Here is a 23,578-nt window from a genome sequence, read left to right as displayed (position 1 = left end):
GCAGCCGCCCGCTCCCTCGTCGACGCCCGGGAAACCTGGCAGCACGACCTCGACGGCACCGCCCGCACCCTTCAGTGCGGCCGCACGGAACACGCCGAACGCCTGGCGTTCGTCGCCGACTCGGGAGAGCACGCGGTGGCCGTCCTGCGCCGCTACCTCGCCGGAGACCCCGCCGGAATCCACCAGGGGCACGTGGAACGGCACGCCGACCGCGCCCCGTTCGACGGGAGGGGCGACGAGGAGACCGCCGCGGCATGGGTGCGGGGCGCGACGGTCGACTGGTCCGGCCGGTGGGAGCGGCTGCCGAAGCTGCGCCCGCTGCCGCCGTACCCCTTCGCCGCCGACCGGCACTGGTTCACCGACGGAGCCGCGGCGGCGCCGGCCGCCGAGGCCGTCCCGGCACCGGACCCGGCGGGCGGCAGCGGGGCCGCCGCCCCGACCTCCGGCTCCCAGGATGCCGACGGCCCCGCCGGCCCGGCACCCGTCAGCCTGTTCACGGCCGCATGGGTGGCCGAACCCGTACCGCCCGCCACCCCCCACACCGGCCGGGTGCTGGTCTTCGGCGACCTGCCGGTCCCCGGCGCCGTGACCGTACGCGCCGGATCGGCGTACGCCGACGAGGGCACCACCGTCACGATCCGTCCCGGCGAAGCCGAGGACTACGCCCGGCTGCTCGCGGCCGGAGCGGACCGCATCGTGCACCAGTGGCCCCTGCTCCACCCCGAACGCCCCGAGTTGGGGCTGGAGTCGGTCTTCCTGCTCGTACGCGCCATGGCGGCCTCCCGGGCCGCCGCGCGGATCCAGGTCCTGGTGCCCGAGGGCGCGATGGCGGAGGCCTGGGGAGGGTTCGACGCCTCGCTGCGCGCCGCGCTGCCCGGTACCGCCTTCGGTGTCGTACGTGTCGCCGGCCGGGTCGAACCGGCCGCCCTGCTCGCCGAGGCGGCCGCCGAGCGGCTCTCCTCGGCTGCGGTCCGGCTCTCCGCGGACGGCCGTACCGTACGCGTGCTCACCGAGGCCGACCCGAGCCCCGTCACCCCGTCCCCGCTGCGTCCGGGCACCGTCCACCTGGTGACCGGCGGCGCGGGCGGCCTCGGACTGCTGCTCGCCCGCACCCTGCTGGCACGCGGCGCCCGAGTGGCGCTCACCGGCCGCTCGCCGGCCGCGGACCGGGCCGGGCAGCTCGCCGGCCTGCGTGCTCTCGGTGAGGTCGCCTACTACCAGGCGTCCGTGGAGGACGAGGCGGCCATGGCCCGCGTCGTGGCGGATGTCAAGGAGAAGTGGGGTGCCCTGCACGGGGTGTTCCACCTGGCGGCGACCGCCTCGCGCACTCCTCTCCCGGGCAAGGACCTCGCGGAGTTCCGCTCCCACCTGCGGGCCCGCTTCGAGGGCACCCGGGTCCTCGACGAGGCGACCCGTGACGAACCGCTGGACCTGTTCGTCCTGTACTCCTCGCTGGCCGGGCAGCTCGGCGACTACGGACTGGTCGACTACGCCGTCGGTGCCCGCTACCTCGACGGCTTCGCCGAGGAGCGGGAGGCCCTGCGCCGCGCGGGCCGCCGCAGCGGGCACACGGTCTCCGTCGACTGGCCCATGTGGCGCGCCGGAGGCATGCACGTCGATGCCGAGGACGAGCGCCGCTACCTCGCCGACACCGGCTTCCGCTACCTGGAGGCGGAAGAGGGGGAGCGGCTGCTCGACCTCGTCCTGAGGCTGGGACGCCCCCAGGTCGCCGTCCTGCCCGGCGAGCCCGAGCGGATGCGCGGACAGGTCGCCGCGATGCGGATCCGGGAGCACGGGAACGACACCCGCCGGCCCGCCCCGGCGCCCGCTCCCGCGGGCCCTTCCGCCGCCTCCGCTCCCGTACCCGCGGGCGAGCTGACCGGGCAGCTGCGGGAGCTCGTCGCCCGACTGGTCGGCCTGGAGCCGAAGGCACTCGACCCGGAGGCCGGCTTCGGGGAGTACGGGCTGGACTCCTTCGGGCTCCAGTCCCTCTCCGCGGCCCTGGAGGAGCGCTACGGCATCTCGGTGCCGACGACGGCCCTGTTCGCCGAGAACACCGTCGTGCGTCTCGCCCGGTACCTTCTCGCGGAACACCTCCGGCCGTCGGCCGGACCCGCGGCCACCGCCGTCAGTCCCGCCGTTCCGTCCGCCGCTCCGTCCGCCGCTCCTTCCACCGGGCCCGTCCGGGACGACGCCGTCGCCGTCATCGGCATGTCCGGACGATTCCCGGGCTCGCCGGACCTGGAGGGGTTCTGGCGGCATCTCAGGGACGGCGACGACCTCGTCACCGAGACGCCGGCCGACCGCTGGGACTGGCAGGAGGTGTCCCGGCGCTTCGGCGGCACCGCCCGCTGGGGCGGGTTCCTGGGCGACGTCGACCGGTTCGACGCACGGTTCTTCAAGATCTCGCCCGCCGAGGCAGAGGTCATGGACCCGCAGCACCGGCTGTTCCTCGAACACACCTGGACCGCCCTCGAAGACGCCGGCTGCCGGGCCGACCGGCTCGCGGGCCGCCGCGTCTGCGTGTTCGCCGGCGTCCAGTTCAACGACTACGAGTCGATGGTGCTGCGCGGCGAGCAGGTCAACCCCCACGCGGGCACCGGGCTCGCGCGGACCATCCTGGCCAACCGCATCTCGTACCTGCTGGACCTCAAGGGCGAGAGCGAGAGCATCGACACCGCCTGCTCCAGCTCCCTGGTGGCACTGCACCGCGCCGTCCGGTCCCTGCGCGCCGGGGAGAGCGAACTCGCCGTCGCCGGCGGCGTGAGCCTCGTGCTCTCGCCGCAGACCGTGGTGGCCGGGAACCAGCTCGGGGTGCTCTCCCCGGACGGCCGGTGCAAGGCGCTGGACGCTGCGGCCGACGGATACGTCAAGGGGGAGGGCGTGGGCGTCCTCGTCCTCAAGCCGCTCTCCCGCGCCCTCGCCGACGGCGACCGGGTCCACGCGGTGATCCGCGGAAGCGCGGTCGGCCACGGCGGGCACGCCTCGTCGCTGACCGCACCCAACCCCGAGGCCCAGGCCGCCCTGCTGGTCGAGGCGTACGAAGACGCCGGGGTACCGGTCGAAACGGTCTCCTACACCGAACTCCACGGCACCGGAACCGCCCTCGGCGACCCGGTGGAGATCGACGGCCTCGTCCGGGCCCACCGGGCCCTGGCCGGCGGACCCGCCACGCCCTGCGGCATCGGCACCGTGAAGAGCAACATCGGACACCTGGAGCCCGCCGCGGGCATCGCCGGCGTCATCAAGGTGGTGCTGGCGATGCGGCACCGCACGCTGCCGAAGACCCTGCACCTGAACACGCTCAACCCGCGCATCGATCTCACCGGCACACCGTTCCGGCCCGTACGGCGGACCGCCCCGTGGGAACCCGCGGCGGCCGACGGCACGCCGCTGCCGCTGCGCGCCGGCGTCAGCTCCTTCGGCTTCGGCGGGGTCAACGCCCACGTCGTCCTCGAAGAGGCGCCCGCCGGCGCGCCCCCGGCCCCGCCGCGGGACGACGCCCCGGAGGTGTTCCTCCTTTCGGGCAGGGACGAAGCCGCCCTGCGCCGGTACGCCGCCGCGATGGTGGAGTTCCTCGACGCGGACGCGGACGCGGACGCGGATGCGGACGCGGACGCAGACGCAGACACGGGCACGGGCACGGACGCCGGGGCGTCGCTGGCCTCCCTCGCGTACACCTCCCAGTCCGCCCGCGTCCCCATGGCCGCCCGGCTCGCCGTGGTCGCCCGCTCCACCCGAGACCTGCGCGAACAACTGGCCGGCTTCCTCGCGGCCGAGCGGGCCCCCGCCGGCGCGGACGCCGACCACGCCTGGCTGTCCGAACCCGAGGGAGCCGAGTACCTCGCCCGACTGGTCCGGGAGGGACGGCTCGACCGGCTCGCCCGGCTCTGGCAGGACGGCGCCGACATCGACTGGACCGCGCTGCGCACCGTCCGGCCGCCGCTGGCGTCCATGCCGACCTACCCGTTCGCCCGCGAACGGCACTGGCTCACGGCACCGGCCGCGACCGCGGGCGCGACCGTCCCGCAGGACCCCGCACTGCTCCTGGTCAAGCGGTGGGAGGCCGCCCCGCTGGCCCCGGCCGAACTGCCCGCGGACATCGTGGTCCTGGCCCGCGCCGGGAACGAGAACCTCGCCGAGAAGGCCTTCGGGCCCGCCGCCACGGTGGTCCGCATGGACGACGGCGACGCGGACGCCGCCCGGCGGATCGCGGAAGCCGCCCGCGCCGCGACGGCCCTGGTCGACCTGACAGACCTGGCCGACCCCGACCCGGCCGACACCCCGCAGGCCGTGCCGGAGCCCGACTGGGCGCGGATCGCGCTCCTGCGCGAGCTCGTCACCGCGAACCGCACCCGGGGCTTCACCTACCTCCACCTCACCCGGGAACTCGCCGCGTTCCGGACACAGCGGCCCACGCTGCGCGGAGCGGCCCACGCGGGCCTCGTCAAGATGCTCACGGCCGAGTACCGCGGCCTGGCCGCCCGCACCCTGGACCTCGACACCCTGGAGCCGGACGCGCTGCGCGAGGCGGTCGCCGCGGAACTCGCGGCGGCCGACCCGGTGACCGAGGCCTGCATACGGGCCGGCGTGCGGCACCGACCGGTGCTGCGCTCCGCCGACGCGGCGCCCGCCCGCGCCGACTGGTCGGCGGACCTGGCAGGCCGGACCGTCGTGATCACCGGAGGGACGGGCGCACTGGGCCGGCTCCTCGCCGCCCGACTCGTCGAACGGGGTGCCGACCGGCTCGTGCTCCTCGGCCGTACGGCGCTGCCCGCCCGGAGCGAGTGGCCCGCACTCCTCGCGGACCCCGGCACCGACGCGGCCCTCGCGGCCAGGCTGCGCGACCTCGCGGCCCTCGAACGCCCCGGGGTCCGGATCGCGATCGAGTCCGGCCCGCTGGACGGGGTGGCCGAGGTGCTCGACCGTGCACGGCGCGAGCTCGGCCCGATCGCCGGGATCGTGCACTGCGCCGGACTCGGCGTCATGCGCGACCCGGCGTTCATCGGCAAGCGGACCGAGGACATGCGGCGCGTCCTGGAACCGAAGACCGCGGGACTGCAAGCCGTCCTGGACGCCTGCACCGGCGACGAGCTGCGCTTCGTCGTGCTGTACTCGTCCGTCGCGGGCGGTGTGCCCGCGCTGGCCGTGGGCCTCAGCGACTACGCGCTGGCCAACTCCGTGCTGGACCGCGTCGCCGAGTACCGCACCGCCACCGGGGGTGAGGACGCCCCCGTCGTCCGGTCCGTCCAGTGGCCGAGCTGGCGTGCGGCCGGCATGCCCGAGGTGGACACCCCGGCGTACCGGGACCTCGGCCTGCGCACCCTGGCTCCGGAGACGGGTCTGGACCTGCTGGACCGTGCCATGAGCGGTCCCGACCCGGTCGTGCTGCCCTGCGTCGTGGACGCCGGGCGCTTCGACGCCGCCCGGCTGCTGGAGGTGCCCGCGCCGGCTCGGCCGGCCGCCCCCCGCACGAGCGGGGAGCCGGCCGCGGACCGTCTCGCCCGCCGGGTGACCGCGGTGCTCGCCTCGACGCTCCGCATGGATCCGGCCGAGATCGGGCAGGATGCGGACTTCGCCGACCTCGGCGTGGACTCGATCATGATCGCCCAGATCCTCACAGCGCTGGAGCGGGAACTCGGCGTCGTCGCGGAGCCGTCGACCGTCCTGGAGAACCCGACCGTGGCGCTCCTCACGGAGGCGCTGCGCGATCTCGTGCCGGACGTTCCGGACGCGTCCCAGGAGGCCGACCCGGACGGCCCGCCCACCGCCGCGCCCGCCGCCCAGGTCCCGGCCCCGGTGGCGGCCGAGGCCCTGGAGGCCGGCGGTCCGCGCCCCGCAGGGGGAGCGGCGAGGCGCGAGGACATCGCCGTCATCGGCATCGCCGCCCACTTCCCCGGTGCGCCCGACCACGCGGCGTTCTGGCGAAACCTGATGTCCGCCACGGACTCCGTCACGGAGGTGCCGCCCTCCCGCTGGGACACGGACCGCTTCTGGCGCCCCGACCCGCAGCCCGGCACCAGCGTCAGCAAGTGGGGCGGATTCCTCGACGCCGTCGAGGACTTCGACCCGGAGTACTTCCGGATCGACCCGGCCGGGGCGGCGTACGTCGACCCTCTGGTCCGGCAGGTCCTGGAGACCGGAGTGGAGTGCCTGGCCGATGCCGGGCTCACCCCGCGTGAGGTCGCCGGCCGGCGTGTCGGCGTCTTCGCGGGAGCCCGGGCGGCGAACTACGGAGCGCACGTCGCCGCGGCCGGCCCGCACGCGATCAGCGGAATGGCGCAGAACTTCATCGCCGCACAGCTGTCCCACCACCTCGACCTGCGCGGACCGTCCGTCGTCGTCGACACGGCCTGCTCCAGCGCGCTCGTCGCCGTGCACATGGCCGCCGCCGCCCTGCGCACCGGCGAGTGCGACCTGGCCTTCGCGACCGGGGCCGAGATCCTCCTCGACGAGGTGCCCTTCGTCGGGATGAGCGGGGCCGGTGCCCTGTCGCCCACAGGGCGCTGCCACACGTTCGACGAGCGGGCCGACGGCATCGTGCTCGGCGAGGGCGCCGGTACGCTGCTGCTCAAGCGGCTCTCCGACGCCCTGCGAGACGGCGACCGGATCTATGGCGTGATCGAGGGCAGCGCCGTCAACAACGACGGCCGCACCATGGGCATCACGACACCGAACCCGCGCGCACAGCGCGAGGTGATCGAGGCGGCCCTGGCCGACGCCGGTGTCTCCCCGGCCCTGCTGGGCTATGTGGAGGCCCACGGCACCGGCACCATGATCGGTGACCCGATGGAGCTGAAGGCACTCACCGAGGCCTTCCGCGCCCGTACCGGCGAGGTCGGCTTCTGCGGCGTCGGCAGCGTGAAGACCAACATCGGACACACCCTCAGCGCAGCCGGCATGGCCGGGCTGATCAAGGTTCTGCTGTCCGTCCACCACGCCCAGCTCCCGCCGACGCTGCACTGCGCGACCCTCAACCGCCGCTTCCGCTTCGAGGAGTCGCCGCTGTTCCCCGTACGGGAGCCGCGCGCGTTCACCGGCCGCGACGGTACGCGCAGGGCCGCCGTCAGCTCCTTCGGCTTCGGCGGCACCAACGCCCACATGGTGGTGCGCCAGGCACCCGGGGCCCACGTCCCGGTGCGTACACCGCTGGACCCGCCCCGCTACCGGCGGCGGCGCTTCTGGTTCGACGCGCCCGCCGCCGTACAGCCCGTACAGCCCGTACAGCCCGCGCAGACGCCGGCAGCGGCCCCCGCGCCGTTCTTCGAGCTCCAGTTCTCCGCCGTGCCGGAAGGAAAGCAATGAACCTGTTGGACGGTCTGACCTGCACCGTGGTGGTGCGCGGCACCGACCCGGTGCTGCGTGACCACCGCGTGCACGGCACGCGCATCCTGCCCGGAGTGTCGTTCCTCGACATGATCTACCGGATCCTGCGCGCCCGCGGCGTCGACACCTCCCGCGTGGAGCTGCGCCGCGTGCTGTTCCGCAACCCCGTGGCCGCCGGGCCCGACTTCGACACCGAGCTGCGGCTGCAGTTCTCGGCGGACGCCGAAGGCCACCGGGTCCTGGTCACCGGTACCCGCCGCCCCACCGGCGAGACCGAGCCGGTCCTCGACTGCCGCCTCCACCTGGACGTGCCGTTCCCGGCCGAGGCCGTGGACCTGTCGGCCCTGCGCGCGGGCCTGCCCCGCACGGCCGACATGGCCGACCTGTACGCGCTCGTCCGCCGGACCGGTATCGAGCACGGAGCGTTCATGCGCGCCCGGGGCACCCTGCACGTCGGTGAGCGCGAGCTGCTCGCGGACCTGGCGCTGGGCCCGGAGGCCGCCGCGTACGCGGAGTACTTCCACCTGCACCCGGCAGCGCTGGACTCCTCGACCCTGCTGCCGACGCAGTTCGCCGCGGCCGGGGCCGACGAGGGGGCCCGGCCCTACATCCCGATGCTCATCGACTCCTTCCGGGCCCGCGGGCCGCTCGGGAGCCGCACCCTGGTGCACGCAACCCCGCCCCGTGCCACCGGACCGGACGGCGATCTGACCACCTGTGACCTGCGCTTCCTCGACGCCGACGGAGCCGTCCGGCTGTGGCTGCGCGGCCTCACCTCCAAGCGGGTCCGGGAGGAGGACGCCATCACCCGGCTCGACGGCGCCCCGCGCGCGGCGGAGCCCGCCGCGACAGCAGAGGCCGGAGCGGCCCCCGATCAGCGGACCGCGGCGAGCCTGGTGCACGGCCTGCTCGCCGAACGGCTCGGCCGTACCGCGTTCGACGAGGAGGCGGGCTTCTACGAGCTGGGCCTGGACTCGACGGCGCTGCTGGGCATCGCCGCCGATCTGGAACGCGCGTACGGCACCGACTTCTCGCCCACTCTGCTGTTCGAGCACAGCACCTTCGAGGACCTCGTCGCCTACCTCGGTGCGTACGAGTTGCCGGCGGACGGGGCCCGCCGGGCAGTCGGCGCGCCGCAGGAGCAGACGGCAGCCGGGGACGCAGGCGAGGAGGCGCCCTCCGAGGTGGTCTGGTTCGAGCCCCGCTGGCGTGACGCGCCCCTGCCGCCGGTGCAGGACCCGGCGCCGGCCCCGGTCCTGACCGTCGACTCGCGGACCGGGCGCGACGCGGAGGCACTGCTCACCGGGCACGAGGCCGCGGACGTGCTCTGGATCCCCGCCGATCCGCACGACGTCGAAGGCGAGGCCGTCGCCCTGACCGGCTTCGCGGCTGCCCTCCTGCGCACCCGGCGCGGCCCCGCGCGGATCGTCTGCCAGGTCCCCCCGGGCGCGGAGGTCTCCGCGGTCTCGGCTCTGCTGCACACCCTCCACCGCGAGCAGCCCGGCGTGCGCGCCGCGGTGGTGTGCTCGCCGGAGCGCGCCGACGCCCTGGCCGAACTCGCCGCGGGCGTACCGGACACGGAGGTGCGCTACGAGGCGGGCAGGCGCCAGGTGCGCGAGGTCCTCCCCGTGCCGGCCCCGGACCGGCCGGCGGCACTGCGCGACCGGGGCGTGTACCTGATCACGGGCGGCCTCGGCGGAGTGGGCCTGTCCCTCGCCCGGCACCTGGCGCGGACCGTTCGCGCCCGGCTCGTGCTCTGCGGACGGACGGCCGGGGACAGCACGCGGACCGCCGCGCTGAGCGCCGAACTGACCGCCCTCGGCGCCGAGGTGCAGGTGGTCGGAGCGGACGTCTCCCGTGCCGAGGACGTCCACCGCGCGGTCGGCCTCGCGCTTTCCCGGTACGGCGCGCTGCACGGGGTGGTGCACGCCGCAGGCGTGCTGCGCGACGGGCTGATTGCGGGCAAGAGCGCCGCGGACGTCCGTGCCGTCCTGGCGCCCAAGGTCACCGGCGCCCGCCTGCTGTACGAGGCCACCCGGGACCTGGGCCTGGACTTCCTCGTGCTGTGCTCGTCCACGGCCGGTGCCTGGGGGAACCGCGGCCAGGCCGACTACGCCTGCGCCAACGCCTTCCTCGACCGGTTCGCCGAGGGCAGGCCGGGGGTCGTGTCGATCGGATGGCCCGGCTGGTCGGACGGCGGCATGCCGCTCGACGACCGTGCGCTGCGCCTGATGGGGCTGCGCGGCATGGACACCCCGACCGCGGTGGACATCATGCTGCGGGCCGTCGGCAGCGGCCGGCCGCACCTGGTGGCGCTCGTCGGCTCGGCGTCCGAGATCACCGAACGGTTCACCCCCGCCGCCGCGGCCCCCGCGGTCCCGGCCCCTGCCCCGGCCGATTCGGAGGAGGCGGCCCCCGCGCCCCACCCGCCGGCCGTCGGCGCCCGCGCCCGTGCCCGCGCCGGCGACGCGGACGACGCGATCGCCGTCGTGGGCATCAGCGGACGCTACCCGGGCGCCCGCACCCTCGACGCGTTCTGGGAGAACCTCAAGGCCGGCCGGGACGGCATCACAGAGGTGCCCGCCGACCGCTGGGACCACCGTACGATCCACAGCGACGCCAAGGGCGTGCCAGGGCGCTCGTACGGCCGCTGGGGCGGATTCGTCGACGGCATCGACGAGTTCGACGCCGCCTTCTTCCACATCTCACCCAACGAGGCCGCCGTCCTCGACCCCCAGGAGCGGCTGTTCCTCCAGGAGGCCTGGCACGCCTTCGAGGAGGCGGGACACGCCCCCTCCGCCTGGCGGGGCCGTTCCGTGGGCGTGTTCGCCGGAGTGATGTACAACCAGTACCAACTGCACGGCGTCGGCGGCGAACCGGGGCTCGTGCCCTCGTCGTTCAGCGCCTCCATCGCCAACCGCGTCTCCTACTTCCTCGACCTCAAGGGGCCGAGCATCGCGCTCGACACCATGTGCTCATCCTCGCTGACGGCGCTCCACCTGGCCGTCGAGGCGATCCGGGGGGGCGCGTGCGAGGCCGCCCTCGCGGGCGGCGTCAACCTGCACGTCCACCCCAACAAATACCTGCTGCTGAGCCAGTCGTCCTTCCTGTCCACCGACGGCCGCTGCCGGGCCTTCGGCGAGGGCGGCGACGGCTACGTGCCCGGCGAGGGCGTCGGCGTGGTGCTGCTGCGGCCGCTGCGCGACGCCCTGCGCGACGGGGACCACGTACACGCCGTCATCCGGGGGACGGCACTCAACCACGGCGGCCGCACCGGCGGGTTCTCCGTGCCCGACCCGGCCTCCCAGGCCGCTCTCGTCCGCGACTCGCTCACGGCGGCGGGGGTGGACCCCGCCGACCTCGGCTACCTGGAGGCCCACGGCACCGGCACCAGCCTCGGCGACCCGATCGAGATCACCGCCCTGGAGCGGGCCTTCGACGCCCTCGGCGCCGGCCGGGGGCCCTGGCCCATCGGCTCCGTGAAGTCCAACATCGGCCACCTGGAGTCGGCGGCCGGCATCGCCGCCCTCACCAAGGTCGTCCTCCAGATGCGCCACCGCACCCTGGCACCCTCGCTCCACGCCGAACGGCTCAACCCGGCCGTGGACTGGGAGGGCTCGCGGTTCCGCGTGCAGCGCACCCCGGCACCCTGGAACCCGCCTGCGGGGGCTCCGCTCACCGCGGCGATCAGCTCCTTCGGCGCGGGCGGCGCCAACGCCCACGTGGTGCTGGCCGAGCACCCGGCCGTGCCGGGCCCGCAGGCGACGGAGGAGGACCGCCCCCGGCTCTTCGTGCTGTCGGCGAAGGACGCCGCCCGGCTCGACGAGACCGCGGCGCGGATGCTGGCCCACCTCGACCGCGCCGGCCGGGGCGCGGACCCCGAAGTCGTGGAGCGGATCGTCGCCGAGGCCGTCGGCCTGCGGGCCGATCCCGGTGAGCCGTTCGCGGAACTCGGCCTCGACTACCCGCGCCTGACCGCACTGGCCCGCCGCGTCGAGGAGGAGTTCGGCGTCCGGCTCCACATCGACGCGGGGACGACGCCGGCCGAGCTGGCTGGCCGCCTCGCCGGCACCGGCACCGGCACGGACCCGGCGGCACTCGCCTTCACGCTCTGGTCCGGACGCGACCACCTCGACGAGCGGCTCGCCGTCGTCGCGACCACCGCGGCGGAGTTCGCCGACGCACTCCGCACCGGCAAGGGATGCCACCGAGGACGCAGGCGCCGCGGGGCCGCACCGGTCCACGGCGGCGACCTGCACGAGCTGGCCCGGGCCTGGGTCGACGGCGCCGAGATCAGCCTGCCCGCGCCCGGCCGACCCCGGCGGCTCTCGCTGCCCGGCTACCCCTTCGCCCGCGACCGCCACTGGGTCGCCACCGCCCGGACCCCGTCCGCGCCCCTTCCGGGCACGACCGAAGAGGTCGAGCTGCCGGACGGGCACGTCTTCGGCGAGCGGATCACCACGACGCGGCAGCCCTGGCTGGCCGACCACACCGTCGACGGTGCCGTCCTGGTCCCGGGGACGTACTTCGTCGACCTCGCCCTCCGGGCGGGAGCCCGGCTCCACTGCCCGCGGATCGCCGAACTCGTCACCCACACACCGCTGGCGACCACCGAGGCCGACCTGCGCCTCGTCGCGGACCTCCCTGGGCCCGACGGTACGCGCGCCTTCACCATCCACGCCCGCACCGGGGACGGCGGCTGGACGAGCCACGTCACCGGTGTCCTCGCCCCCTCGCCCGAGGAGCCCCCGGCGTCCGCGGCCGTGCCCGCGGACGCCGAGGAGATCGACGTCACCGGCCTCTACCGGACGCTCACGGGGTACGGGCCCGCCTTCCGCGGCCTGCACGGCGCCCGCCGCACCGCCGACGCCGTCTTCGCGGACGTTGCCGTACCCGGCGAAGCCGCCGGCGGGGCGCCCGGGGCGCACGCGCTGCACCCCGTACTCCTCGACGCGGCCCTGCACACCGTGGCCCTCACCTCGGCCCTCGACGGGGACACCCCCTACCTGCCGTTCGCCTGGTCAGGCGTGCGCGTCCACGCCCCGGCGGCGACAGCCGCCCGGGTACGGCTGGTCCACCACCGGCCCGACACGGTCGGCCTCCTCCTCACGGACCAGGCGGGCGCGCCCGTGGCCTCCGTCGACTCGGTGGTGCTGCGCCGGGCTGATGCTCCCGACGAGCCGCTCCACCACGTGGAGTGGCTGCCCGTGGAAGCCCCCGAGCCGTCACCGGGCGCGCGGTACGCGGTCGTCGGCCCGGACCCCGAGGGCATCGGCACCGCCCTGGAGGCCTCCGGGGCGGTGCTGGTACGAGCCGCCGACCTGGACGCCCTGACGGACGTGCCGCCGGTGGTGGTGCTGCCGGTCCCGGCATCACCGGCCGGTCCCGCCGAGGCCGCCCAAGCCGCCCGCGCCCTCGCCGCCGAGGTTCTGGACCGGCTCCGGCAGTGGCTCGCCGGGCGCCGGTTCGCGTCCGCGCGGCTGGTCCTCGTCACCACGGCCCCCGGCCCGGCCACGGCCGCGGCCTGGGGACTGGTGCGCTCCGCCCAGTCCGAACACCCGGGCCGCTTCGGCCTCGTGGACGCCGAGGACCTGGCGCCGCTGCACCGCGCGCTCGGCTCCGACGAACCGCACATCCGCCTGCGCGACGGCCAGGTGCTCGGGGCCCGGCTGGTCCGCGTACCGGCCGCGGCGCCGGCCCCTGCACCCCGCGCGGAGGGAACCGTCCTGGTGACCGGCGCGAGTGGCGCCCTGGCCGGACCGGTGGTCCGCCACCTCGTCGAGCGGCACGGCGTGCGCGACCTCCTGCTGGTCAGCCGCAGCGGCGCGGTACCCGCCGCACTGGACGGGCTGGACGCCCGGGTCGAGAGTGCCGCCTGCGACGTCGCCGACCGCGCCGCCCTGCGGACCCTGCTGGCCGGCCGCCGGGTGACCATGGCCGTCCACGCCGCGGGAGTCCTGGACGACGGGGTGGTCACCGCCCTGGACGCGGACCGCCTGGAGCGGGTGCTGCGGCCCAAGACGGAAGGCGCCGCCCACCTCGCCGAGCTGCTTCCCGAGGCGCAGCTGGTGCTGTTCTCCTCCGTGGCGGGCGTACTGGGCGGCCCGGGACAGGGCAACTACGCCGCCGCCAACGCCTTCCTCGACGCCCTCGCCCGGCAGCACGCCGCAGCAGGCCGCCGGGCCGTGTCCGTGGCCTGGGGGCCGTGGGCGCTCGACGAGGGCATGGCCGCCGACCGGGACCGGATGGCCCGCGGCGGCATCGAACCGCTTCCCACCGGGGCGGCCCTCGCCCTGCTCGACGCAGCCCTGGCCGGACCGCACCCCGCGGTCACCGCCCTGCGACTCGCCCGCGGTCCGGCCACCGCCGTACCGCACGTGCTGCGCAGCCTCGTGCACACCCCCGCGGCGGCCCCCGCCGCGGACCCCGGCCTGGCCGGCCTCGGCCCCGACGAGCGGCGCGCCCGGTTGTCGGCGCTGGTCCGCGGCCAGGCCGCGGCCGTCCTCGGCTACGCGGACGCCGGCCTGATCGAGTCCGACCGGTCCTTCCAGGAACTCGGCTTCGACTCGCTGAGCTCCATCGAGTTCCGCAACAGGCTGGGCGCGGCCCTCGGCATGACCCTGGAGGCCACGCTCGTCTTCGACCACCCCACCCCGGCCGACCTGGTCGCCCACCTCGACGAGCGGTTCGCCGGCGCGTCCGAGGCGGCCGACCTGCCGACCCTGTTCGCGGCCTTCGACCGCCTGGCCGCCGCCCTCACGGAGGCGGCCGCGGACGACGTGTCCCGCGACCGCACCGCGGAACGCGTCCGCGGCCTGCTCGAACAGCTGACACCCCGCACCGCGACGGAATCCGTCACCGCGTTCGCCTCGGCGACCGACGACGAAGTCTTCGCACTGATCGACGCCGAGCTCGGCAGCCCGCTGCCGGGACTGGAGGAACGCTCCCGATGACCAACGAGGACAAGCTCCGCGACTACCTGCGCCGTGTGACCGCGGAACTGCAGTCGACGCGGCAGCGGCTGCGCGACGCGGAGGAGCGATCCGCCGGGCCCGTCGCCATCGTGGGCATGGCCTGCCACTACCCGGGCGGCGTCGAGTCCCCCGACGACCTGTGGTCGCTCGTCGCCGAGGGGCGGGACGGGATCACCCCGTTCCCCGGCGACCGCGGCTGGGACCTGGACACGCTGTACCACCCCGACCCCGACCACCCGGGCACGACCACCGTCCGCGAGGGCGGATTCCTGCACGGCGCGGCCCGCTTCGACGCGGGATTCTTCGGGATATCGCCCAAGGAGGCGCTCCACACCGACCCGCAGCAGAGGCTGATCCTCCAGACGTCCTGGGAGGCCGTCGAACGGGCGGGCCTGGATCCGACTGCGCTGCGCGACAGCCGCACCGGCGTGTTCACCGGGGTCATGCACCACGACTACCCGGGCGCCCAGGGCGCCGGCAGTGTCGTCTCCGGCCGCGTCGCCTACCACCTGGGCCTGCGCGGGCCCGCCATCACGGTGGACACCGCCTGCTCCTCGTCCCTCGTCGCCCTCCACCTCGCCGTCCGCTCCCTGCGCCGGGGCGAATGCGACATGGCCCTCGTGGGAGGCGCCACGGTCATGGCCACTCCCGCGGCCTTCGTCGAGTTCAGCCGCCAGCGCGGCCTGGCCCCCGACGGCCGCTGCAAGCCGTTCGCCGCCGGAGCGGACGGCACCGCCTGGTCCGAGGGCGTCGGCGTCATCGTCGTCGAACGCCTCGCGACCGCCCTCGCCGCCGGCCGCCGCATACTCGCCGTGGTCCGCGGCACCGCCGTCAACTCCGACGGCGCCAGCAACGGCCTCACCGCGCCCAACGGCCCCGCCCAGCAGCGCGTCATCCGCGACGCCCTCGTCGACGCCGGCCTGACCCCCCAGCAGGTAGACGCGGTGGAGGCGCACGGCACCGGCACCCCCCTCGGCGACCCCGTGGAGGCCCAGGCCGTCCTGGCCGCCTACGGCAGGGACCGCGACCGGGCACTGCGCCTGGGATCGGTGAAGTCCAACCTCGGGCACACCCAGGCCGCCGCCGGCATCGCCGGGATCGTCAAGATGGCCATGGCCATGCGGCACGGGGTTCTGCCCCGGACGCTGCACCTCGACGCCCCGTCCCCCTACGTGGACTGGTCGGCGGGCGCTGTGGAACTCCTCGCCGAGGAGGCGCCCTGGCCCGCCGGCACGGAGCCCCGCCGGGCCGCCGTCTCCTCCTTCGGGGTCAGCGGCACCAACGCCCATGTGATCCTGGAGGAACCTCCGCTGCCCGCGGACGGCCGGACCGCCGGACAGCCCGACGCCCGGCGGCCGGCCGCCGCGGCAGACGCCGGGGACGCCCGGGATGCCGCGGACAGCGGGAATGCCGGACGCACCGAGCCGCCCCTGACACCGCAGGCCCCGCCCGGCCCCCTGGCCTGGACCCTGTCCGCCCGCTCCGACGCCGCCCTGCGCGCCCAGGCCGCCGCCCTCGCCGCCTTCCTGGCCGACCGCCCGCAGGACCCGCGCCCCGAGGACGTCGCCCTCTCCCTGGCCACCACGCGCGCCTCCCACGAGCACCGCGCGGCCGTCGTCGGCGGCGACCGGGCCGGACTCCTCGCCGCACTGGACGACCTGGCCGCCGGCCGGCCCTCGCCCGCCGTCGTCGAAGGAGTCACCGGGCCGGCCGGCGGCGTGGCCTTCCTCTTCCCCGGCCAGGGGTCGCAGTGGCGTGACATGGCCGTCGGCCTGCTGGACACGAACGAGGTGTTCCGGGAGCGGATAGCGCAGTGCGAGCGCGCCCTGGCCCCCCACGTGGACTTCCGGCTGACCGCCGTGCTCCGCGGCGAACAGGACCTGGACCGGGTCGACGTCGTCCAACCCGCCCTGTTCGCCGTCATGGTCTCCCTCGCCGAGGTGTGGCGCTCGCTCGGCATCCACCCGGCCGCCGTCGCCGGACACAGCCAGGGCGAGATCGCCGCGGCCTGCGTGGCCGGCGCCCTCACCCTCGAGGACGCCGCCCGTGTCGTCGCCCTGCGCAGCCGGGCCCTGACCGCGCTCACAGGCCGCGGCGGCATGATGTCCCTCGCCCTGGGCGCCGACGAGGCGCGCGACCGGCTCCGCCGCTGGGACGGCAGGCTGTCGCTCGCCGCCGTCAACGGCGCGGCCTCCGTCGTCGTCTCCGGTGACACCGACGCCCTCGACGAACTCCTGGCAGCCTGCGAGGAGGACGGCGTACGCGCCCGGCGCGTCGACGTGGACTACGCCTCGCACAGCGCACACGTGGAAGCCGTCCGCACACAGATCCTCCAGGCCCTCGCCCCCCTCAGACCGCTCGCCCCCGCCATCCCCTTCTTCTCCTCCGTGGAAGGCCGCTGGATCGAGGACGCCGACGCCTTCGACGCCGACTACTGGTACCGGAACCTGCGCCAGACCGTCCGCTTCGACGAGGCCGTCACCGCGCTCGTCCGGCGGGACTGCACCACCCTGCTGGAGGTCAGCCCCCATCCGGTCGTCACGACCGGCGCACAGGAGACCGTCGACGCGCTCGGCACCGACACCGCCGTCGCCCACACCCTGCGCCGTGACGAGGGCGGCCCGGAGCAGCTGCTGCACGCCGTCGCCCGGCTGTACGTGAAGGGCGTGCGTCCCGACTGGTCCGCGCTCTGGCCCGGAGCCCGCCCGACCGACCTGCCCACCACCGCCTTCCTCACCGAGCCGTACTGGATCGTCCCCGGGCCCGGCGCCGGCGGCGCGGGCGCCCTGGGCCTCGACGAGGTCGACCACCCCGTCCTGCGCGCCGCCCTGCCCGCCGCCGACGGCCTGGTGCTCACCGGCCGGCTCGGCCTGGCGTCCCAGCCCTGGCTCGCCGACCACACCGTCGAAGGACAGGTGGTCCTGCCGGGCGCGGCCCTCGCGGAGCTCGCCTCCCGGGCGGCGGACGAGGCCGGCTGCGCCGCCGTCGACCAGCTCACCCTGCTCACCCCGGTCGTCATCCCCGGCACGGGCGACATCCGGCTGCGCGTCGACGTCGCGGCCCCGGCCGAGGACGGCTCGCGCGCACTGACCCTCCACACCCTCGCCGGGGCGGGCCACTGGACCACGCACGCCACCGGCGTCCTGCGGCCCGACGCCGCCGAACCGGCGGCGGCCGCCACCGAGTGGCCGCCGGCCGACGCCGAACCCCAGGACGTCGAAGCCGTCTACGCCACCCTGGCGGACGCCGGCCTGGACTACGGCCCGGCCTTCCGCGGCCTGCGGGCCCTGTGGCGCGGACGCGACGGGGACCTCCACGCCGAGGTCGCACTGCCCGACGCCGCCGAGGCGGGCGCGTTCACCCTCCACCCGGCCCTCCTCGACGCCTGCCTGCACCCCGTCGCCCTCGGCGGCTTCCCCACCACCGGAGACGGCCGCCGCCCGGCACTCCCTTTCGAATGGCAGGGCCTGCGCCTCCACGCCGCAGGCGCCGAGGCCGTGCGCGTGACCCTGTCCGCCGCGGGACCCGACGCCGTGCGACTCACCCTCACCGACACCACCGGGGCGCCCGTCGCCTCGGTCGACACCCTCGTGCTCCGCGAGCTTCCGGCGGGCGCCCTCGGCCGCCCCGACCGCGGCGACGTGCTGCGCCCCGACCGGGTGACCCTGCCGCTGCCCGCCGGAACGCACGAGGACTACGCCGTCCGGGACCCCGAACTCGCCCGAAAGCTGGGCAAGGAGCCCACCGGGGAACCCGCGCGCCACGTCCTCGTACCGGCTCCCACGGGCGAGCCCGGCGAGGCCGTGCGCGGCGCGCTCACCCTCGTCCAGGACTGGCTGTCGGACGACACCCGCGCGGACTCCACGCTCGTCCTCGTCACCCGCAACGCCGACACCGACGTGGCGGAAGCCGCCGTCGCGGGACTTGTACGGTCGGCCCGGCTCGAACACCCCGGCAGCTTCAGGATCCTGGACCTGGCCGATCTCGACGCGGCCACCCTCGCCGCGATCCCGGCCGCCCTCGCCGCGGACGAGCCCCAGCTCACGCTGGCGTCCGGAACCGCGACTGCGACCAGGCTCGTGCGGGGGCTCCCCGCCCCGGCCGCGACCGGGGAGCTCGGCCCCACCCTGGTGACCGGCGCCTCCGGAACCCTGGGACAGCTCGTCGCCCGGCACCTCGTCCACGCACACGGCGTACGCGACCTGGTGCTGGCCGGCCGGCGCGGCGGCGGCGCCCCCGGCATGGCCGCCCTCGTCGAGGAACTGGCCGGGGCCGGGGCGAAGGTCCGCGCCGTCGCCTGCGACATCTCCGACCGCGCCGGCCTCGCGGCCCTGACCGCAGGAGAGCACTTCAGGACCGTCGTCCACGCCGCGGGCGTCCTCGACGACGGACTGGTGACCGGACTGACCCCCGAGCGCGTCGACCGCGTGCTCGCGCCGAAGCTCGACGCCGCGCTCCACCTCCACGAACTGCTGCCCCAGGCACGCCTGGTGCTGTTCTCCTCGGCCGTGGGCATCCTCGGCGGCCTCGGCCAGGCCAACTACGCCGCCGCCAACGCCGGCCTCGACGCCCTGTCCCGCCGCCGCCACGCCGCCGGCCTGCCGGGGACCTCCCTGGCCTGGGGCCTGTGGGACGCCACCAGTGGCATGACCGACGGCGTCGACCGGGACCGCCTGGGCCGCTCCGGATTCCGGCCGCTGCCCACCGCGGACGCCCTCGCCGCCCTGGACGCCGCACTGGCCTCGGACGAGCCGGTGCTCGCCCCGATCCGGCTCGACCCCGGCGCCCTGCGGGCCCAGGGCGAGGACGTCGCCGCGCCGCTGCGCGGCCTGGCCGGGAAGCCGGCCCGCCGCAGCGCCGCTCCCGGCGGAGCCGCCGCCGTCTCCGAACTCGCGGCCCGCCTCGCCGGGAAGAGCGGCCCCGAGCGCCTGCGCACCCTGCTCGACCTGGTCGTCGGACACACCGCCGCCGTCCTCGGACACGCCTCGCCGGAGGCGGTCGAGCCCGGCCGGGCCTTCAAAGACGCCGGGTTCGGCTCGCTCGCCGCCGTCGAACTGCGCAACCGCCTCGCCGCAGCCACCGGCCTGCGCCTGCCCGCCACCCTCGTGTTCAGCCACCCCAGCCCGGCGGCGGTCGCCCGCCACCTTGACGGGCTCCTCGCCGGCACGGCCCCGGCACCCGCGCACGCCGTCCGTGCCGCTGCCGCCGACGAGGACGACCCCGTCGTCCTCGTCGGCCTCGGCTGCCGGCTCCCCGGCGGCGTCCGCACACCCGACGACCTCTGGGAGATGCTCGTTCGCGAACGCGACGGCATCGGCCCGTTCCCCGACGACCGGGGCTGGCCCCTGGAGCGCCTCTACGACCCCGACCCGGCCACCCCCGGCACCGCCTCCACCCGGCACGGCGGCTTCATGGCCGATGCGACCGTGTTCGACGCCGCCTTCTTCGGGATCGCGCCCCGCGAGGCCGTCGCCATGGACCCGCAGCAGCGGATCCTGCTGGAAACCGTCTGGGAGACGTGCGAGGACGCCGGCATCGACCCGGACTCGCTGCGCGGCAGCCGCACCGGCGTGTTCGTCGGCGCCATGTACCAGGACTACGGCCGCCTCCTGGAGAACGCCGCCGCCGAGGGCTTCCTCGCCCCGGGCGTCGGCGGAGGCGTCCTCTCCGGACGGGTCGCCTACACCTACGGGCTGGAAGGCCCGACCGTCACCGTCGACACGGCCTGCTCGTCCTCGCTGACCGCCCTGCACCTCGCCGCCCAGGCGGTGCGGGCGGGAGAGTGCGACCTCGCGTTCGCCGGCGGAGTCACCGTCCTGTCCACACCGGTGCCCTTCGTCGAGTTCAGCCGCCAGCGCGGACTGGCCGCCGACGGACGCTGCAAGCCGTTCGCCGCCGCCGCCGACGGCACCGCACTCGCCGAGGGCGCAGCGGTGGTGCTCATCGAACGCCTCTCCCGGGCCCGCGCACAGGGCCACGAAGTGCTGGCCGTCCTCCGCGGCAGCGCCCTCAACTCCGACGGCGCCAGCAACGGCCTCACCGCCCCCAACGGCACGGCCCAGGAGAACGTGATGCGCGCGGCACTGGCCGCCGCAGGCCTGCGCCCCGCCGACGTCGCCGCCGTCGAGGCGCACGGCACCGGCACGGCCCTCGGCGACCCCATCGAGGCACAGGCGCTCCTCGCCGTCTACGGCCAGGACCGGCCGGCTCCGCTGCTGCTCGGATCGCTCAAGTCCAACGTGGGACACGTCCAGGCGGCCGCCGGCGCCGCCGGAGTGATCAAGGCGGTCCTGTCCATCCGCAACGGCCTGCTGCCCCGCAGCCTCCACATCGACGAGCCCTCCCCGCACGTCGACTGGGCCTCCGGCGACATCGCCCTGCTCGACCGGGCGCGGCCGTGGCCCGAGGGGACCGCACCGCGCCGCATGGGAGTCTCCTCCTTCGGCATCAGCGGCACCAACGTGCACGTCCTGATCGAGCAGGCACCGGCACCCGAGGACACCCCGGCGCCGCTGCCGCCCTTGGACGGAGTGCCCTGGCTGCTGTCGGCGCGCTCCGAGCAGGCCCTGCGCGAACAGGCCCGCCGCCTGCTGGATTCGGACACCGCCGACGTCCCCGCCGTGGCGCGGGCCCTGTCCACCACCCGGTCCGCCCACCGCCACCGGGCCATGATCGGCGGCGCCGGTCCAGAGCACAAACGCGCAGCCCTCGCGGCCCTGGCGTCCGGCGGCCCGGCCGACGGCCTGCACCTGGCCCGCGCGACCGGCCGGCGGCTCACCCTGCTCTTCACCGGGCAGGGAAGCCAGCTCCCCGCGATGGGAAGGGGCCTGTACGAGGCCTTCCCCGTGTACGCGCAGGCCTTCGACGAGGTGTCCGCGCAGTTCCGGCTCGGCACCCCGCTGCGCGAAGCGGTCTTCGAGCGGGACGACCTGCTGGACCGCACCGAGTACACCCAGGCGGCCCTCTTCGCCGTCCAAGTCGCCCAGTTCCAGCTGCTGTCGAGCTGGGGCGTTACCCCCGACCTCCTGATCGGGCACTCCGTCGGCGAGCTCTCGGCGGCCTGCGTCTCGGGCCTGATGACCCTCGCCGACGCCGCCGCCCTCGTCACCGCCCGCGGTCGCGTCCTCGGCCGGCTGCCCGCCGGAGGGGCCATGGTGGCCGTGCGGGCGACGGAGGAGGAGACCCTCGCAGTCCTGGAGGGCCGCACCGACCGCGTGGGCATCGCCGCCGTCAACGGCCCCCGGTCGGTCGTCCTGTCCGGCGACGAGGAGGAGGTCCTGTCGGCGGCCCGGGAACTCGCGGAGCGCGGCCACCGCACGCGCCGGCTGCGCGTGGACGTCGCGTTCCACTCGCCCCGTGTGGACACAGCCCTCGCCGAGTTCCGGGCCGCCGCCGCCGAGGTCCGCTTCGGGCGGCCCGCCGTCCCGGTCGTCTCCACCGTCCGCACCGCACACGCGATGGACACCCCCGACTACTGGGCGGACCAGCTGCGCGGCTGCGTGCGCTTCCTCGACGCCGTCCGCGAAGCCCACGGCAGCGGGGCGACGGCCTTCCTGGAACTCGGGCCCGACGCCGTCCTCGCACCTGCCGCCGAATCGTGCCTGCCCGGCCTCCCGGTGCGCCCCGTGTCGCTGCTGCGCCGCGACCGCGACGACGTCCGCACCGCCGCCGAGGCGCTGGGACGCCTGCACACCCACGGAGTGGAGGTCGACTGGCAGGCCGTCCACGCGGGGCGGCCGGCCACCCCGGTGCGGCTTCCGAAGTACGCCTTCCAGGGCCGCCGCCACTGGCCCGAACAGCCCGCCGCAGCCCAGGCCGCACCCGCACCCGCACCTGTGCCCGAGGCGCAGGCACAGCCGGCGGAGGGGGCGCCCGCGCTCGCCCCGCTCTGGTCGGCCGTCGAGAGCGCCGACCTCGGCACCGCCCTCGACCTGCTGGACCTGCGGGGCGACGAGACGCCGGCCCAGGTCCTCCACGCCCTCGGGCGGCTCCGCTCCGGAGTGACGGCACCGGTCCTCGAAGCGGCGCGGTGGACGCGGGTGCCGGACGGCCCCGCCCCCGGGCTCGCCCACGACATCGTGCTGCTCGCCCCTTCCACGGGCGGCGAGGAACTGGCCGACGCGGTCGCCGGCACCCTGGTCCGGCACGGAGCCCGGGTCCGCTCGGGCGGTGCCGGGCGCCCGGATCTCGTACTGGCCCTCCCCGGCACCGAACCGGCCGCCGAGCCGGGGGTCCCCCGGTGGGCCCTCGTCGACGGCGACGGCGCGGTGCCCGCCTGCGACCACACCGTGATCCTCCCGAAGGACCTCGCCGCGCCCGCGCGGCGCCGCCTGTGCGCGGCCGTGGCCGGCGGGTACCGGGAGGCGCGGATCGATCCCGACGGGTTGTTCGTGCGTGCCTACGAGCCGTTGGTCCGGACCGGCGTGTGGCGTCCCGAAGGGGACGTCCTGGTGGCCGGCCCGGCTGACGCGCTCACCGCCGCGATTGTCGACGCCGTGCTCGCGTCCGGAGCCCGCTGTCTGGTGGCGGGCGGCGCCGACCGCCCCACCGGTGCGCTGGCCTTCGGCGACGTGGCGGAGGCCGCAACGCTCACGGCCGCGATCGTCCGGGCCGGGAGCGGCTTCGAGGACGTGCGGGCACCGCTGGTGGCAGTCGTGTCCCTGGGGGAGACCGTGCAGGAAGCGGCAGGCTCCCTCGCCGCGGCGGTCCACCCCGGCCTCGATCCGCGGGCGGCGGTGGCCGGGCTGTGGCGGGCGATGTCCACCGGGGAGACGGCCGTACGCCTCCTGGACACCGCTCCGGCGTCGCCGGCCGCGGGGCCGGCGGCTGCCACGGCAGAGCGGGCGGGCGCCGTGCCGGAACCCGCCGAGACCGCGACGGCCACGGCAGAGCCGGCGCCCCCCGCACCGGTGCCCGAGCCCGAACCCGAACCGAAGTCCGTACCGACGCCCGAGCCCGAGCCCGACGGCTCGCAGCCCCGGGACTCCGCACTCCGGGCCACCCTCGCGGAACTCCCCCGCACGGAATGGGCGGAGGCCGTGCTCGGCGGTGTCCGGGGCCTCGCGGCCGCGGTGCTCGGGTACGAGTCCGCGTCCGAGATCGACGCCGAGGGCGAGTTCCTCGACATGGGCCTGACGTCGGTGACCGCGCTCGAACTCCGCGACCACCTGACCGGGCTGACCGGCCTGGAATGGCCCGCGGACCTCCTCTACGAGTACCCGACCCCGCGCGAACTGGCCGACGCCGTGGCCGACCGACTGACCGCGCCCGCTGCCTGA

General features: G+C 76.1%; 3 protein-coding genes (1 of these 3 cut by a window edge). All 3 read left to right on the top strand.

Translation table 11 applies throughout. The annotated features are described in order from the left end of the window. Tightly spaced (each overlapping or abutting the next), the 3 genes in view from C0216_RS31380 to C0216_RS34170 form a layout consistent with a single transcriptional unit that may run on beyond the window. Nucleotides 1-7,305, top strand: partial view of an SDR family NAD(P)-dependent oxidoreductase gene (locus tag C0216_RS31380; protein WP_114059168.1) — the 3' portion only. The gene continues 12,129 nt to the left of window position 1, outside the view; only the last 7,305 of its 19,434 coding nucleotides appear in the window; the start codon falls outside the window, past its left edge; its stop codon occupies nt 7,303-7,305. Beyond that, the gene (locus C0216_RS31375) at nt 7,302-14,279 is read left to right on the top strand and encodes an SDR family NAD(P)-dependent oxidoreductase (protein WP_114059167.1); all 6,978 of its coding nucleotides are present in this window, start codon (nt 7,302-7,304) and stop codon (nt 14,277-14,279) included. Before C0216_RS31380 ends, C0216_RS31375 begins: the two co-directional genes overlap by 4 nt. After that, nucleotides 14,276-23,578: a type I polyketide synthase gene (locus tag C0216_RS34170; protein WP_114059166.1), complete on the top strand. Its 9,303-nt coding sequence runs from the start codon at nt 14,276-14,278 to the stop codon at nt 23,576-23,578. Before C0216_RS31375 ends, C0216_RS34170 begins: the two co-directional genes overlap by 4 nt.

Origin of the sequence: Streptomyces globosus, assembly GCF_003325375.1 — a bacterium.
Taxonomy (GTDB): Bacteria; Actinomycetota; Actinomycetes; order Streptomycetales; family Streptomycetaceae; genus Streptomyces; species Streptomyces globosus_A.
The sequence above is the reverse complement of the archived record's forward strand: the minus strand, read 5'-3'. Positions and strand labels throughout refer to the sequence as shown.

Coding starts and splice junctions, on each gene's coding strand:
- C0216_RS31375 (WP_114059167.1), top strand. CDS start 7,302: ATGAACCTGTTGGACGGTCTGACCTGCACCGTGGTGGTGCGCGGCACC.
- C0216_RS34170 (WP_114059166.1), top strand. CDS start 14,276: ATGACCAACGAGGACAAGCTCCGCGACTACCTGCGCCGTGTGACCGCG.